Origin of the sequence: Kosakonia sp. YIM B13571 (assembly GCF_042788095.1) — a bacterium.
GTDB lineage: Bacteria > Pseudomonadota > Gammaproteobacteria > Enterobacterales > Enterobacteriaceae > Kosakonia > Kosakonia quasisacchari.
In genome coordinates this window covers 13,662-26,209 of the sequence record NZ_JBHZPL010000020.1, presented here as the reverse complement: position 1 = coordinate 26,209, position 12,548 = coordinate 13,662, and the positions used below count along the sequence as shown (strand labels likewise).

The 12,548-nt window shown below is 50.1% G+C and carries 27 protein-coding genes; 26 read left to right on the top strand and 1 reads right to left on the bottom strand.

Annotation, left to right across the window (positions count from 1 at the left end; translation table 11 throughout):
* The 3 genes from ACFX4O_RS24045 to bfr all read left to right on the top strand — a co-directional run.
* The coding region (locus ACFX4O_RS24045) for a hypothetical protein (RefSeq protein WP_000740161.1) at nt 1-84 on the top strand (84 nt) is incomplete at its 5' end.
* 177 nt (nt 85-261) lie between these two features.
* Nucleotides 262-456: a bacterioferritin-associated ferredoxin gene (bfd, locus tag ACFX4O_RS24040; RefSeq protein ID WP_017460066.1), complete on the top strand. Its 195-nt coding sequence runs from the start codon at nt 262-264 to the stop codon at nt 454-456.
* A 72-nt stretch (nt 457-528) separates the two neighbouring features.
* On the top strand, nt 529-1,002 hold the full coding sequence (gene bfr, locus ACFX4O_RS24035; RefSeq protein ID WP_131413691.1) for a bacterioferritin: 474 nt from the start codon (nt 529-531) through the stop codon (nt 1,000-1,002).
* On the opposite strand, the gene ACFX4O_RS24030 is transcribed toward bfr, so the two are convergent.
* On the bottom strand, nt 989-1,456 hold the full coding sequence (locus tag ACFX4O_RS24030) for an A24 family peptidase (protein ID WP_131413690.1): 468 nt from the start codon (nt 1,454-1,456) through the stop codon (nt 989-991). The genes bfr and ACFX4O_RS24030 overlap by 14 nt on opposite strands.
* 377 nt (nt 1,457-1,833) lie before the next feature.
* On the opposite strand from ACFX4O_RS24030, the gene rpsJ reads away from it, so the two are divergent.
* The 23 genes from rpsJ (at nt 1,834) to rpmJ (ending at nt 12,486) form a co-directional block, all read left to right on the top strand.
* On the top strand, nt 1,834-2,145 hold the full coding sequence (rpsJ, locus tag ACFX4O_RS24025) for a 30S ribosomal protein S10 (RefSeq protein ID WP_001181005.1): 312 nt from the start codon (nt 1,834-1,836) through the stop codon (nt 2,143-2,145).
* A gap of 32 nt (nt 2,146-2,177) precedes the next feature.
* Nucleotides 2,178-2,807, top strand: a complete 630-nt coding sequence (gene rplC, locus ACFX4O_RS24020) for a 50S ribosomal protein L3 (protein ID WP_017460069.1) — start codon at nt 2,178-2,180, stop codon at nt 2,805-2,807.
* A 10-nt stretch (nt 2,808-2,817) separates the two neighbouring features.
* Nucleotides 2,818-3,423 (top strand): 50S ribosomal protein L4, encoded by a 606-nt coding sequence (gene rplD, locus ACFX4O_RS24015; RefSeq protein ID WP_007369811.1) that lies wholly within the window; start codon nt 2,818-2,820, stop codon nt 3,421-3,423.
* Nucleotides 3,420-3,722: a 50S ribosomal protein L23 gene (gene rplW, locus ACFX4O_RS24010; protein ID WP_000617546.1), complete on the top strand. Its 303-nt coding sequence runs from the start codon at nt 3,420-3,422 to the stop codon at nt 3,720-3,722. Before rplD ends, rplW begins: the two co-directional genes overlap by 4 nt.
* 17 nt (nt 3,723-3,739) lie before the next feature.
* The gene (gene rplB / locus ACFX4O_RS24005; RefSeq protein WP_007369812.1) at nt 3,740-4,561 is read left to right on the top strand and encodes a 50S ribosomal protein L2; all 822 of its coding nucleotides are present in this window, start codon (nt 3,740-3,742) and stop codon (nt 4,559-4,561) included.
* Between the two features lie 16 nt (nt 4,562-4,577).
* Entirely contained in the window at nt 4,578-4,856 is a 279-nt protein-coding gene (rpsS, locus tag ACFX4O_RS24000; protein ID WP_001138115.1) for a 30S ribosomal protein S19, read from the top strand.
* A gap of 14 nt (nt 4,857-4,870) precedes the next feature.
* Nucleotides 4,871-5,203: a 50S ribosomal protein L22 gene (rplV, locus tag ACFX4O_RS23995; RefSeq protein ID WP_074780819.1), complete on the top strand. Its 333-nt coding sequence runs from the start codon at nt 4,871-4,873 to the stop codon at nt 5,201-5,203.
* A gap of 17 nt (nt 5,204-5,220) precedes the next feature.
* Nucleotides 5,221-5,922: a 30S ribosomal protein S3 gene (gene rpsC / locus ACFX4O_RS23990; RefSeq protein WP_000529945.1), complete on the top strand. Its 702-nt coding sequence runs from the start codon at nt 5,221-5,223 to the stop codon at nt 5,920-5,922.
* Nucleotides 5,923-5,934: 12 nt separating this feature from the next.
* Nucleotides 5,935-6,345 (top strand): 50S ribosomal protein L16, encoded by a 411-nt coding sequence (gene rplP / locus ACFX4O_RS23985; RefSeq protein WP_007369814.1) that lies wholly within the window; start codon nt 5,935-5,937, stop codon nt 6,343-6,345.
* Nucleotides 6,345-6,536: a 50S ribosomal protein L29 gene (gene rpmC / locus ACFX4O_RS23980; protein ID WP_024549500.1), complete on the top strand. Its 192-nt coding sequence runs from the start codon at nt 6,345-6,347 to the stop codon at nt 6,534-6,536. The genes rplP and rpmC overlap by 1 nt, the downstream gene beginning before the upstream one ends.
* A complete protein-coding gene (gene rpsQ / locus ACFX4O_RS23975) occupies nt 6,536-6,790 on the top strand; it encodes a 30S ribosomal protein S17 (protein WP_017460070.1) in 255 nt (84 codons plus the stop codon). The genes rpmC and rpsQ overlap by 1 nt, the downstream gene beginning before the upstream one ends.
* 165 nt (nt 6,791-6,955) lie before the next feature.
* Nucleotides 6,956-7,327, top strand: a complete 372-nt coding sequence (rplN, locus tag ACFX4O_RS23970; protein WP_000613954.1) for a 50S ribosomal protein L14 — start codon at nt 6,956-6,958, stop codon at nt 7,325-7,327.
* A 10-nt stretch (nt 7,328-7,337) separates the two neighbouring features.
* Entirely contained in the window at nt 7,338-7,652 is a 315-nt protein-coding gene (rplX, locus tag ACFX4O_RS23965) for a 50S ribosomal protein L24 (RefSeq protein ID WP_016538464.1), read from the top strand.
* A 14-nt stretch (nt 7,653-7,666) separates the two neighbouring features.
* The gene (gene rplE / locus ACFX4O_RS23960; RefSeq protein ID WP_074780829.1) at nt 7,667-8,206 is read left to right on the top strand and encodes a 50S ribosomal protein L5; all 540 of its coding nucleotides are present in this window, start codon (nt 7,667-7,669) and stop codon (nt 8,204-8,206) included.
* Nucleotides 8,207-8,220: 14 nt separating this feature from the next.
* Nucleotides 8,221-8,526 (top strand): 30S ribosomal protein S14, encoded by a 306-nt coding sequence (gene rpsN / locus ACFX4O_RS23955; protein WP_007369817.1) that lies wholly within the window; start codon nt 8,221-8,223, stop codon nt 8,524-8,526.
* A gap of 33 nt (nt 8,527-8,559) precedes the next feature.
* Entirely contained in the window at nt 8,560-8,952 is a 393-nt protein-coding gene (gene rpsH / locus ACFX4O_RS23950; protein ID WP_039054673.1) for a 30S ribosomal protein S8, read from the top strand.
* 12 nt (nt 8,953-8,964) lie between these two features.
* The gene (rplF, locus tag ACFX4O_RS23945; RefSeq protein ID WP_017460072.1) at nt 8,965-9,498 is read left to right on the top strand and encodes a 50S ribosomal protein L6; all 534 of its coding nucleotides are present in this window, start codon (nt 8,965-8,967) and stop codon (nt 9,496-9,498) included.
* Nucleotides 9,499-9,507: 9 nt separating this feature from the next.
* Nucleotides 9,508-9,861 (top strand): 50S ribosomal protein L18, encoded by a 354-nt coding sequence (rplR, locus tag ACFX4O_RS23940; protein ID WP_017460073.1) that lies wholly within the window; start codon nt 9,508-9,510, stop codon nt 9,859-9,861.
* Between the two features lie 14 nt (nt 9,862-9,875).
* Nucleotides 9,876-10,376 carry a 30S ribosomal protein S5 gene (gene rpsE / locus ACFX4O_RS23935; protein WP_007369821.1) on the top strand — a complete coding sequence of 167 codons (501 nt, stop codon included), beginning with the start codon at nt 9,876-9,878 and terminating at the stop codon, nt 10,374-10,376.
* A 6-nt stretch (nt 10,377-10,382) separates the two neighbouring features.
* Nucleotides 10,383-10,562: a 50S ribosomal protein L30 gene (gene rpmD / locus ACFX4O_RS23930; protein ID WP_001140434.1), complete on the top strand. Its 180-nt coding sequence runs from the start codon at nt 10,383-10,385 to the stop codon at nt 10,560-10,562.
* 3 nt (nt 10,563-10,565) lie between these two features.
* On the top strand, nt 10,566-11,000 hold the full coding sequence (gene rplO, locus ACFX4O_RS23925) for a 50S ribosomal protein L15 (RefSeq protein WP_131413689.1): 435 nt from the start codon (nt 10,566-10,568) through the stop codon (nt 10,998-11,000).
* 7 nt (nt 11,001-11,007) lie between these two features.
* The gene (gene secY / locus ACFX4O_RS23920) at nt 11,008-12,339 is read left to right on the top strand and encodes a preprotein translocase subunit SecY (protein ID WP_007369823.1); all 1,332 of its coding nucleotides are present in this window, start codon (nt 11,008-11,010) and stop codon (nt 12,337-12,339) included.
* 30 nt (nt 12,340-12,369) lie between these two features.
* Nucleotides 12,370-12,486 carry a 50S ribosomal protein L36 gene (gene rpmJ, locus ACFX4O_RS23915; protein ID WP_000868187.1) on the top strand — a complete coding sequence of 39 codons (117 nt, stop codon included), beginning with the start codon at nt 12,370-12,372 and terminating at the stop codon, nt 12,484-12,486.
* Nucleotides 12,487-12,548 lie beyond the last annotated feature (62 nt).

Genomic DNA, 12,548 nt, shown 5'->3' with positions numbered 1-12,548 from the left:
GCGATGGACGATGGTCTGCGTTTCGCAATCCGTGAAGGCGGCCGTACCGTTGGCGCGGGCGTTGTAGCAAAAGTTCTGAGCTAATTAATTAGCTTTGAATTGAAAGAGGGCGCTTCGGCGCCCTTTTTGCTGCTCGCTATTTACGGTCGAAATATTTGTTGGAAATTAAGCCCCGCTGCGAGCGAGCAGCTTTACAGTTGGGCTATTGTAATCGCAACCATTCTCATTTACACTTTGCGCAGAAATTGAACGGGAGTGATCATGTACGTTTGTTTGTGTAATGGTGTGAGTGATAAAAAAATTCGCCAGGCAGTGCGCCAGTTTCATCCGCAATCATTTCAGCAGCTCCGCAAGTTTGTTCCGGTTGGAAATCAGTGTGGTAAATGTGTTCGCGCAGCAAGAGAGATCATGCAAGACGAACTTACCCAGATGCCGGAATACAAAGAGATTGCCTGAGCCCTTATCTTTTTTTTGACATCCTTGTAGCCCCATCTACGCTTCAATGAGTGGAAGCGGAGGGACTACATAATGAAAGGTGATGTTAAAATCATAAATTATCTCAATAAATTATTGGGAAATGAGCTTGTCGCAATAAACCAATACTTTCTCCACGCGAGAATGTTCAAAAATTGGGGGCTGACGCGCCTCAACGATGTCGAATACCATGAATCTATTGATGAAATGAAACACGCCGATCTTTACATTGAGCGTATTTTGTTTCTTGAAGGTATCCCTAATTTGCAGGATTTGGGCAAACTTGGGATTGGTGAAGATGTTGAAGAGATGCTGCAATCCGATCTCAGGTTGGAACTGGAAGGCGCGAAGGATTTGCGCGAAGCCATCGCTTATGCAGATAGCGTCCATGACTACGTTAGCCGCGACATGATGATCAAGATTCTTGCCGAGGAAGAGCATCATATTGATTGGCTGGAAACAGAACTGGATCTAATAAGCAAAATTGGCCTTCAGAACTATCTCCAGTCGCAAATCAAAGTGGAATAGCAGTTGTAATCACTGAATGGTATCCCGTCAGTAAACCCGCTGCCGCCAGAAATGGCCCGAAAGGCAGTGGGTTTTTTAATGCCTGCAAACTGCGTAATCTGAGTGCGTTAACACTTACCATACTGCAAGCAAATAAGGCGGCTAAAAAAACCAGTCCTGGTAAATTCTGCCAGCCATGCCAGGCACCGAGAGCTGAAAGATATTTTACATCACCGTAGCCGAGCCCTTCCTGTCCGCGCAATGTTTTGTAGCCCCAATAAATAACAGCAAATCCCATGTAACCTGCCGCCGCGCCTATGACCGCCTGCTGCAATAGTTCAGCATTTGCGAAGCAGTGCCAAATTAGTCCCGCCCAAAGAAGAGGACAGGTGAACCGATCTGGCAGTAACCCGGTACGAATGTCGTACCAGACAAGCATCAGATTGAGTAACAGATAAACAGCGAGAAAAAACACGGTGTCCTGCCATATAAGTCAGTAACTGGTGGCATACAGAATGCGAAATTGCTGTGTGAACGCCAATTAACTATTGCTGATGTTGCGTAGCCGTTCGTGAGAAATATCGCTGCTTTATTGCTGTTACGTTTACCCTGCGAGCATGCTCGCAGCACTGCTTAATTTCTAAACTCTGCTTGCGTCTGGCTCAGATTTACGTATAATGCGCGGGCTTGTCGTAAATGACGGCGGGTTCAATCTGAACCACAACGGTGTTGTTTAGCCGTTACAATGCCCCCAATCGGGGGGCTACGTAAGAACGATTACACTCCCCCATCAATCGTAATGGGTGTGAGGAGTAATTATTTTCGTCTATAAATAATTGGAGCTCTGGTCTCATGCAGAACCAAAGAATCCGTATCCGTCTTAAAGCGTTTGATCATCGTCTGATCGATCAATCAACCGCGGAAATCGTCGAGACTGCTAAGCGCACTGGTGCGCAAGTCCGTGGTCCGATCCCGCTGCCGACCCGCAAAGAGCGCTTCACCGTTCTGATCTCCCCGCACGTTAACAAAGACGCGCGCGATCAGTACGAAATCCGCACTCACAAGCGTCTGGTTGACATCGTTGAGCCAACCGAAAAAACCGTTGATGCTCTGATGCGTCTGGACCTGGCTGCCGGTGTAGACGTGCAGATCAGCCTGGGTTAATCAGGTCATCGAGCGATTGAGAGGTTGAAACAATGATTGGTTTAGTCGGTAAAAAAGTGGGCATGACCCGCATCTTCACTGAAGATGGCGTATCTATCCCAGTAACCGTAATCGAAGTTGAAGCAAACCGCGTTACTCAGGTTAAAGACCTGGCTAACGATGGCTACCGCGCAATTCAGGTTACCACCGGTGCTAAAAAAGCTAACCGTGTAACCAAACCGGAAGCGGGTCACTTCGCCAAAGCTGGCGTTGAAGCTGGCCGTGGTCTGTGGGAATTCCGTCTGGCTGACGGCGAAGAATTCACCGTGGGTCAGGACATTAGCGTTGAGCTGTTTGCTGAAGTTAAAAAAGTTGACGTAACTGGCACCTCTAAAGGTAAAGGTTTCGCAGGTACCGTTAAGCGCTGGAACTTCCGTACCCAGGACGCTACCCACGGTAACTCCCTGTCTCACCGCGTTCCGGGTTCTATTGGTCAGAACCAGACTCCGGGCAAAGTGTTTAAGGGCAAGAAAATGGCAGGTCAGCTGGGTAATGAGCGCGTAACCGTTCAGAGCCTGGACGTAGTACGTGTTGACGCTGAGCGCAACCTGCTGCTGGTTAAAGGTGCTGTCCCGGGTGCAACCGGTAGCGACCTGATCGTTAAACCAGCTGTGAAGGCGTGAGGAGATAGCAATGGAATTAGTATTGAAAGACGCGCAGAGCGCGCTGACTGTTTCCGAAACTACCTTCGGTCGTGACTTTAACGAAGCGCTGGTACACCAGGTTGTTGTAGCTTATGCAGCTGGTGCTCGTCAGGGTACTCGTGCTCAGAAGACCCGTGCTGAAGTAACTGGTTCCGGTAAAAAACCGTGGCGCCAGAAAGGCACCGGTCGTGCTCGTTCTGGTTCTATCAAGAGCCCGATCTGGCGTTCTGGTGGCGTGACCTTCGCTGCGCGTCCGCAGGACCACAGTCAAAAAGTTAACAAAAAGATGTACCGCGGCGCGCTGAAAAGCATCCTGTCCGAACTGGTACGTCAGGATCGTCTGATCGTTGTCGAGCAGTTCTCTGTTGAAGCACCGAAAACCAAGCTGCTTGCTCAGAAACTGAAAGACATGGCTCTGGAAGATGTGCTGATCATCACCGGTGAGCTGGACGAAAACCTGTTCCTGGCCGCGCGCAACCTGCACAAGGTTGATGTTCGCGATGCGACTGGTATCGACCCGGTTAGCCTGATCGCCTTCGACAAAGTCGTAATGACTGCTGATGCTGTTAAGCAAGTTGAGGAGATGCTGGCATGATTCGTGAAGAACGTCTGCTGAAGGTGCTGCGCGCACCGCACGTTTCTGAAAAAGCGTCTACTGCGATGGAAAAAACAAATACCATCGTTCTCAAAGTTGCTAAAGACGCGACCAAAGCAGAAATCAAAGCTGCTGTGCAGAAACTGTTTGAAGTCGAAGTCGAAGTCGTTAACACCCTGGTAGTTAAAGGGAAAGTTAAACGTCACGGACAGCGTATCGGTCGTCGTAGCGACTGGAAAAAAGCTTACGTCACCCTGAAAGAAGGCCAGAATCTGGACTTCGTTGGCGGCGCTGAGTAAGTCGGAGGAGTAATACAATGGCAGTTGTTAAATGTAAACCGACATCTCCGGGTCGTCGCCACGTTGTTAAAGTGGTTAACCCTGAGCTGCACAAGGGCAAACCTTTTGCTCCGTTGCTGGAAAAAAACAGCAAATCCGGTGGTCGTAACAACAATGGCCGTATCACCACTCGTCATATCGGTGGTGGCCACAAGCAGGCTTACCGTATTGTTGACTTCAAACGCAACAAAGATGGTATCCCGGCAGTTGTTGAGCGTCTTGAGTACGATCCGAACCGTTCCGCGAACATCGCGCTGGTTCTGTACAAAGATGGCGAACGCCGTTACATCCTGGCCCCTAAAGGCCTGAAAGCTGGCGACCAGATTCAATCTGGCGTTGATGCTGCAATCAAAGCAGGTAACACCCTGCCGATGCGCAATATCCCGGTTGGTTCTACCGTTCATAACGTAGAAATGAAACCAGGTAAAGGCGGTCAGCTGGCTCGTTCCGCTGGTACTTACGTTCAGATCGTTGCTCGCGATGGTGCTTATGTCACCCTGCGTCTGCGTTCTGGTGAAATGCGTAAAGTCGAAGCAGAATGCCGTGCGACTCTGGGCGAAGTTGGCAATGCTGAGCATATGCTGCGCGTTCTGGGTAAAGCAGGTGCTGCACGCTGGCGTGGTGTTCGTCCTACCGTTCGCGGTACTGCGATGAACCCAGTCGACCACCCACATGGTGGTGGTGAAGGTCGTAACTTTGGTAAGCACCCGGTAACCCCGTGGGGCGTTCAGACCAAAGGTAAGAAGACCCGCAGCAACAAGCGTACTGATAAATTCATCGTACGTCGCCGTAGCAAATAATTTTAGAGGATAAGCCATGCCACGTTCTCTCAAGAAAGGTCCTTTTATTGACCTGCACTTGCTGAAGAAGGTAGAGAAAGCGGTGGAAAGCGGAGACAAGAAGCCCCTGCGCACTTGGTCCCGTCGTTCAACGATCTTTCCTAACATGATCGGTTTGACCATCGCTGTCCATAATGGTCGTCAGCACGTTCCGGTATTTGTTTCCGACGAAATGGTCGGTCACAAACTGGGTGAATTCGCACCGACTCGTACTTATCGCGGCCACGCTGCTGATAAAAAAGCGAAGAAGAAATAAGGTAGGAGGAAGAGATGGAAACTTTAGCTCAACATCGCCATGCTCGTTCTTCTGCTCAGAAGGTTCGCCTTGTTGCTGACCTGATTCGCGGTAAGAAAGTGTCGCAGGCCCTGGATATTCTGACCTACACCAATAAGAAAGCGGCTGTACTGGTCAAGAAAGTTCTGGAATCTGCCATTGCTAACGCTGAACACAACGATGGCGCTGACATTGACGATCTGAAAGTTACGAAAATTTTCGTAGACGAAGGCCCGAGCATGAAGCGCGTTATGCCGCGTGCGAAAGGTCGTGCAGATCGCATCCTGAAGCGCACCAGCCACATCACTGTGGTTGTGTCCGATCGCTGAGACTCTGGAGACTAGCAATGGGTCAGAAAGTACATCCTAATGGTATTCGCCTGGGTATTGTAAAACCATGGAACTCAACCTGGTTTGCGAACACCAAAGAATTCGCTGACAACCTGGACAGCGATTTTAAAGTACGTCAGTACCTGACTAAGGAACTGGCTAAAGCGTCTGTATCTCGTATCGTTATCGAGCGTCCGGCTAAGAGCATCCGTGTGACCATTCACACTGCTCGCCCGGGTATCGTTATCGGTAAAAAAGGTGAAGACGTTGAGAAACTGCGCAAGGTCGTAGCGGATATCGCTGGCGTTCCTGCTCAGATCAATATCGCCGAAGTTCGTAAACCTGAACTGGACGCAAAATTGGTTGCTGACAGCATCACTTCTCAGCTGGAACGTCGTGTTATGTTCCGTCGTGCTATGAAGCGTGCTGTACAGAACGCAATGCGTCTGGGCGCTAAAGGTATCAAAGTTGAAGTTAGCGGCCGTCTGGGCGGCGCGGAAATCGCACGTACTGAATGGTACCGTGAAGGTCGCGTTCCGCTGCACACTCTGCGTGCTGACATCGACTACAACACCTCCGAAGCGCACACCACTTACGGTGTAATCGGCGTAAAAGTGTGGATCTTCAAAGGCGAGATCCTTGGTGGTATGGCTGCAGTTGAACAACCGGAAAAACCGGCTGCTCAACCTAAAAAGCAGCAGCGTAAAGGCCGTAAATAAGGAGCGTCGCTGATGTTACAACCAAAGCGTACAAAATTCCGTAAAGTGCACAAAGGCCGCAACCGTGGTCTCGCGCAGGGCACGGATGTGAGCTTCGGCACTTACGGTCTGAAAGCTGTTGGCCGTGGTCGTCTGACCGCTCGTCAGATCGAAGCGGCACGTCGTGCTATGACTCGTGCTGTTAAGCGTCAGGGTAAGATCTGGATCCGTGTATTCCCGGACAAACCGATCACCGAGAAGCCGCTGGAAGTTCGTATGGGTAAAGGTAAAGGTAACGTAGAGTATTGGGTTGCCTTGATTCAGCCGGGTAAAGTCCTGTACGAAATGGACGGTGTTCCGGAAGAGCTGGCCCGTGAAGCCTTCGAGCTGGCAGCAGCAAAACTGCCGATTAAAACCACCTTTGTAACTAAGACGGTGATGTAATGAAAGCAAAAGAGCTGCGTGAAAAGAGCGTTGAAGAGCTGAACACCGAGCTGCTTAACCTGCTGCGCGAGCAGTTCAACCTGCGTATGCAGGCTGCAAGTGGCCAGCTGCAACAGACTCACCTGTTGAAGCAAGTGCGTCGTAATGTCGCACGCGTTAAGACTTTACTGACTGAGAAGGCGGGTGCGTAATGACCGATAAAATCCGTACTCTGCAAGGTCGTGTTGTTAGCGACAAAATGGAGAAATCCATTGTTGTAGCTATCGAACGTTTCGTGAAACACCCGATCTACGGTAAATTCATCAAACGTACGACTAAACTGCACGTACATGACGAGAACAACGAATGCGGTACTGGCGACGTGGTTGAAATCCGCGAATGCCGTCCGCTGTCCAAGACTAAGTCCTGGACGCTGGTTCGCGTTGTAGAGAAAGCGATTCTGTAATAGAGTACGCGTTCTCAAACGAATAAACGGCTCAGCGATGGGCCGTTTATTTTTTCTACCCATATCAAGGAAGCGGTGTTATAATGCTGCGCCCCCGATATGGGGCTTTTTATCGACCCTGATTTTAGGGTCTTCAGTAGTAGTTGACATTAGCGGAGCACTGAAATGATCCAAGAACAGACTATGCTGAACGTCGCCGACAACTCCGGTGCACGTCGCGTAATGTGTATCAAGGTTCTGGGTGGCTCGCACCGTCGCTACGCAGGCGTAGGCGACATCATCAAGATCACCATCAAGGAAGCGATTCCGCGTGGCAAGGTCAAAAAAGGTGATGTGCTGAAGGCGGTAGTGGTGCGCACCAAGAAGGGTGTTCGTCGCCCGGACGGTTCTGTCATTCGCTTCGATGGTAATGCATGCGTTATTTTGAACAATAACAGCGAGCAACCTATCGGTACGCGTATTTTTGGGCCGGTAACTCGTGAACTTCGTAACGAGAAGTTCATGAAAATTATCTCTCTGGCACCAGAAGTACTCTAAGGAGCGAATCATGGCAGCGAAAATCCGTCGTGATGACGAAGTTATCGTGTTAACCGGTAAAGATAAAGGTAAGCGCGGTAAAGTAAAAAATGTTCTGTCTTCCGGCAAGATCATTGTTGAAGGTATCAACCTGGTTAAGAAACATCAGAAGCCGGTTCCGGCCCTGAATCAACCGGGTGGCATCGTTGAAAAAGAAGCTGCAATTCAGGTTTCTAACGTTGCGCTCTTCAATGCGGCAACCGGCAAGGCCGACCGTGTAGGCTTTAGATTCGAAGACGGCAAAAAAGTCCGTTTCTTTAAATCTAACAGCGAAACTATCAAGTAATTTGGAGTAGTACGATGGCGAAACTGCATGATTACTACAAAGACGAAGTAGTTAAGAAACTCATGACTGAGTTTAGCTACAATTCTGTCATGCAAGTCCCTCGGGTCGAGAAGATCACCCTGAATATGGGTGTTGGTGAAGCGATCGCTGACAAGAAACTGCTGGATAACGCAGCAGCTGACCTGGCAGCAATCTCCGGTCAAAAACCGTTGATCACCAAAGCGCGCAAATCTGTTGCGGGCTTCAAAATCCGTCAGGGCTATCCGATCGGCTGTAAAGTGACTCTGCGTGGCGAACGCATGTGGGAGTTCTTTGAGCGCCTGATCACTATTGCTGTACCGCGTATCCGTGACTTCCGTGGCTTGTCCGCTAAGTCTTTCGACGGTCGTGGTAACTACAGCATGGGTGTCCGTGAGCAGATCATCTTCCCAGAAATCGACTACGATAAAGTCGACCGCGTGCGTGGTTTGGATATTACCATTACCACTACTGCGAAATCTGACGAAGAAGGCCGTGCTCTGCTGGCTGCCTTTGACTTCCCGTTCCGCAAGTAAGGTAGGGTTACTTCATGGCTAAGCAATCAATGAAAGCACGCGAAGTTAAACGCGTAGCTTTAGCTGAAAAATACTTCGCGAAACGCGCTGAACTGAAAGCGATCATTTCTGATGTGAACGCTTCCGACGAAGATCGTTGGAATGCTGTTCTCAAGCTGCAGAGTCTGCCGCGTGATTCCAGCCCGTCTCGTCAGCGTAACCGCTGCCGCCAAACTGGTCGTCCGCACGGTTTCCTGCGGAAGTTCGGGTTGAGCCGTATTAAGGTCCGTGAATCCGCTATGCGCGGTGAAATCCCGGGTCTGAAAAAGGCTAGCTGGTAATTGTCACCAATTGAATCACGGGAGTAAAGACAGATGAGCATGCAAGATCCGATCGCGGATATGCTGACCCGTATCCGTAACGGTCAGGCCGCGAACAAAGCTGCGGTCACCATGCCTTCCTCCAGGCTGAAAGTGGCAATTGCCAACGTGCTGAAGGAAGAAGGTTTTATTGAAGATTTTAAAATTGAAGGCGACACCAAGCCGGAACTGGAAGTGACTCTTAAATACTTCCAGGGTAAAGCTGTGGTAGAAAGCATTCAGCGTATCAGCCGCCCAGGTCTGCGCATCTATAAGAAAAAAGATGAGCTGCCGAAAGTTATGGGTGGTATGGGTATCGCAGTTATTTCTACCTCTAAAGGTGTTATGACTGATCGTGCAGCGCGCCAGGCTGGTCTTGGTGGCGAAATTATCTGCTACGTAGCCTAATCGGAGGAAAAAATGTCTCGTGTTGCTAAAGCACCGGTCGTTATTCCTGCCGGCGTTGACGTAAAAATCAACGGTCAGGTTATCACGATCAAAGGTAAAAACGGCGAGCTGACTCGTACTCTCAACGATGCTGTTGTAGTTAACCAAGCAGACAATGCTCTGACTTTCGGTCCGCGTGATGGTTACGCAGACGGTTGGGCTCAGGCTGGTACCGCGCGTGCCCTGCTGAACTCAATGGTTATCGGTGTTACCGAAGGCTTCACTAAGAAGCTGCAGCTGGTTGGTGTAGGTTACCGCGCAGCGGTCAAAGGGAATGTAGTAAACCTGGCTCTGGGTTTTTCTCATCCTGTTGATCATCAACTGCCGGCCGGTATCACTGCAGAATGTCCGTCACAGACTGAAATCGTGCTGAAAGGCGCGGATAAGCAGGTGATTGGCCAGGTTGCAGCAGATCTGCGCGCCTACCGTCGTCCTGAGCCTTACAAAGGCAAGGGTGTTCGTTACGCCGACGAAGTCGTGCGTACCAAAGAGGCTAAGAAGAAGTAAGGTAACACTATGGATAAGAAATCTGCTCGTATCCGTCGTGCGACCCGCGCACGCCGCAAGCTCAAAGAGCTTGGTGCGACTCGCCTGGTGGTACATCGTACCCCGCGTCATATCTACGCCCAGGTAATCGCATCGAATGGTTCTGAAGTTCTGGTAGCTGCTTCTACTGTAGAAAAAGCTATCTCTGAACAACTGAAGTACACCGGTAACAAAGACGCGGCCGCAGCTGTGGGTAAAGCTGTAGCTGAACGCGCTCTGGAAAAAGGCATCAAAGATGTTTCCTTTGACCGTTCCGGGTTCCAATATCATGGTCGCGTCCAGGCACTGGCAGATGCTGCCCGTGAAGCTGGCCTTCAGTTCTAAGGTAGAGGTGTAAGATGGCTCACATCGAAAAACAAGCTGGCGAACTGCAGGAAAAGCTGATCGCGGTAAACCGCGTATCTAAAACCGTAAAAGGTGGTCGTATTTTCTCCTTCACAGCTCTGACTGTTGTTGGCGATGGTAACGGTCGCGTTGGTTTTGGTTACGGTAAAGCCCGCGAAGTTCCGGCAGCGATCCAGAAAGCGATGGAAAAAGCCCGTCGCAATATGATTAACGTCGCGCTGAACCACGGCACCCTGCAGCACCCGGTTAAGGGTACTCACACGGGTTCTCGTGTATTCATGCAGCCGGCTTCCGAAGGTACCGGTATTATTGCCGGTGGTGCAATGCGCGCCGTTCTGGAAGTCGCTGGGGTTCATAACGTTCTGGCTAAAGCATATGGTTCCACCAACCCGATTAACGTGGTTCGTGCAACTATTGATGGCCTGGAAAATATGAAATCCCCGGAAATGGTCGCTGCCAAGCGTGGTAAATCCGTTGAAGAAATTCTGGGGTAATTGACCATGGCAAAGACTATTAAAATCACCCAAACCCGCAGTGCAATCGGTCGTCTGCCGAAACACAAGGCAACGCTGCTTGGCCTGGGTCTGCGTCGTATTGGTCATACTGTTGAACGTGAGGATACTCCTGCGGTTCGCGGTATGGTCAACGCGGTTTCCTTCATGGTTAAAGTTGAGGAGTAAGAGATGCGTTTAAATACTCTGTCTCCGGCCGAAGGCTCCAAAAAGGCGGGTAAACGCCTGGGTCGTGGTATCGGTTCTGGCCTCGGTAAAACCGGTGGTCGTGGTCACAAAGGTCAGAACTCTCGTTCTGGCGGTGGCGTACGTCGCGGTTTCGAGGGTGGCCAGATGCCACTGTATCGTCGTCTGCCGAAATTCGGTTTCACTTCTCGCAAGGCAATGATTACGGCAGAGATTCGTCTGTCCGATCTGGCTAAAGTAGAAGGCGACGTAGTTGACCTGAACACGCTTAAAGCGGCTAACATTATCGGCATCCAGATCGAGTTCGCGAAAGTGATCCTGGCTGGTGAAGTAGCTCGTCCGGTAACTGTTCGTGGCCTGCGTGTGACGAAAGGCGCTCGTGCTGCTATCGAAGCTGCTGGCGGTAAAATTGAGGAATAAGTAGCAGATGGCTAAGCAACCGGGATTAGATTTTCAAAGTGCCAAGGGTGGAATTGGCGAACTGAAACGCAGACTGCTGTTTGTTATCGGTGCGTTGATTGTGTTCCGTATTGGCTCTTTTATTCCGATCCCTGGTATTGATGCCGCTGTACTTGCCAAACTGCTTGAGCAACAGCGTGGCACCATCATTGAGATGTTTAACATGTTCTCTGGTGGTGCCCTTAGCCGTGCTTCTATTTTTGCATTGGGTATCATGCCGTATATTTCGGCATCAATTATTATCCAGCTGTTGACGGTCGTTCATCCGGCCTTGGCAGAGCTGAAGAAAGAAGGGGAGTCTGGTCGTCGCAAGATTAGCCAGTACACCCGCTACGGCACTCTGGTGTTGGCGATATTCCAGTCGATCGGTATTGCTACCGGTTTACCGAATATGCCTGGTATGCAAGGTCTGGTTATGAACCCAGGCTTTGCATTCTACTTCACTGCTGTTGTGAGTCTGGTTACGGGAACTATGTTCCTGATGTGGCTCGGTGAACAGATTACTGAGCGCGGTATCGGCAACGGTATCTCGATCATTATCTTTGCCGGCATTGTGGCGGGTCTTCCGCCAGCCATTGCCCATACTATCGAGCAAGCGCGTCAAGGCGACCTGCACTTCCTCCTGTTGCTGTTGGTTGCAGTATTAGTATTCGCAGTGACGTTCTTTGTTGTTTTTGTTGAACGTGGTCAACGCCGCATTGTGGTGAACTATGCAAAACGTCAGCAAGGTCGTCGTGTCTATGCTGCTCAGAGCACACATTTACCGCTGAAAGTGAATATGGCGGGGGTAATCCCGGCAATCTTCGCTTCCAGTATTATTCTGTTCCCTGCAACCATCGCGTCATGGTTTGGGGGCGGTACTGGTTGGAACTGGCTGACAACAATTTCGCTGTATTTGCAGCCTGGGCAACCGCTTTATGTGTTACTCTATGCGTCTGCAATCATCTTCTTCTGTTTCTTCTATACGGCGTTGGTTTTCAACCCGCGAGAAACAGCAGATAACCTGAAGAAGTCCGGTGCATTTGTACCAGGAATTCGGCCGGGAGAGCAAACGGCGAAGTATATCGATAAAGTAATGACACGCCTGACTTTAGTTGGTGCGCTTTATATTACTTTTATCTGCCTGATCCCGGAGTTCATGCGTGATGCGATGAAAGTGCCGTTCTACTTTGGTGGGACTTCGCTGCTTATCGTTGTTGTCGTGATTATGGACTTTATGGCTCAAGTGCAAACTCTGATGATGTCCAGTCAGTATGAGTCTGCCTTGAAGAAGGCGAACCTGAAAGGCTATGGCCGTTAATGGTCGCCCGAGAAGTTACGGAGAGTAAAAATGAAAGTTCGTGCTTCCGTCAAGAAATTATGCCGTAACTGCAAAATCGTTAAACGTGATGGCGTCATCCGCGTGATTTGCAGTGCCGAGCCGAAACATAAACAGCGCCAAGGCTGATTATTTCGCATATTTTTCTTGCAAAGTTGGGTTGAGCTGGCTAGATTAGCCAGCCAATCTTT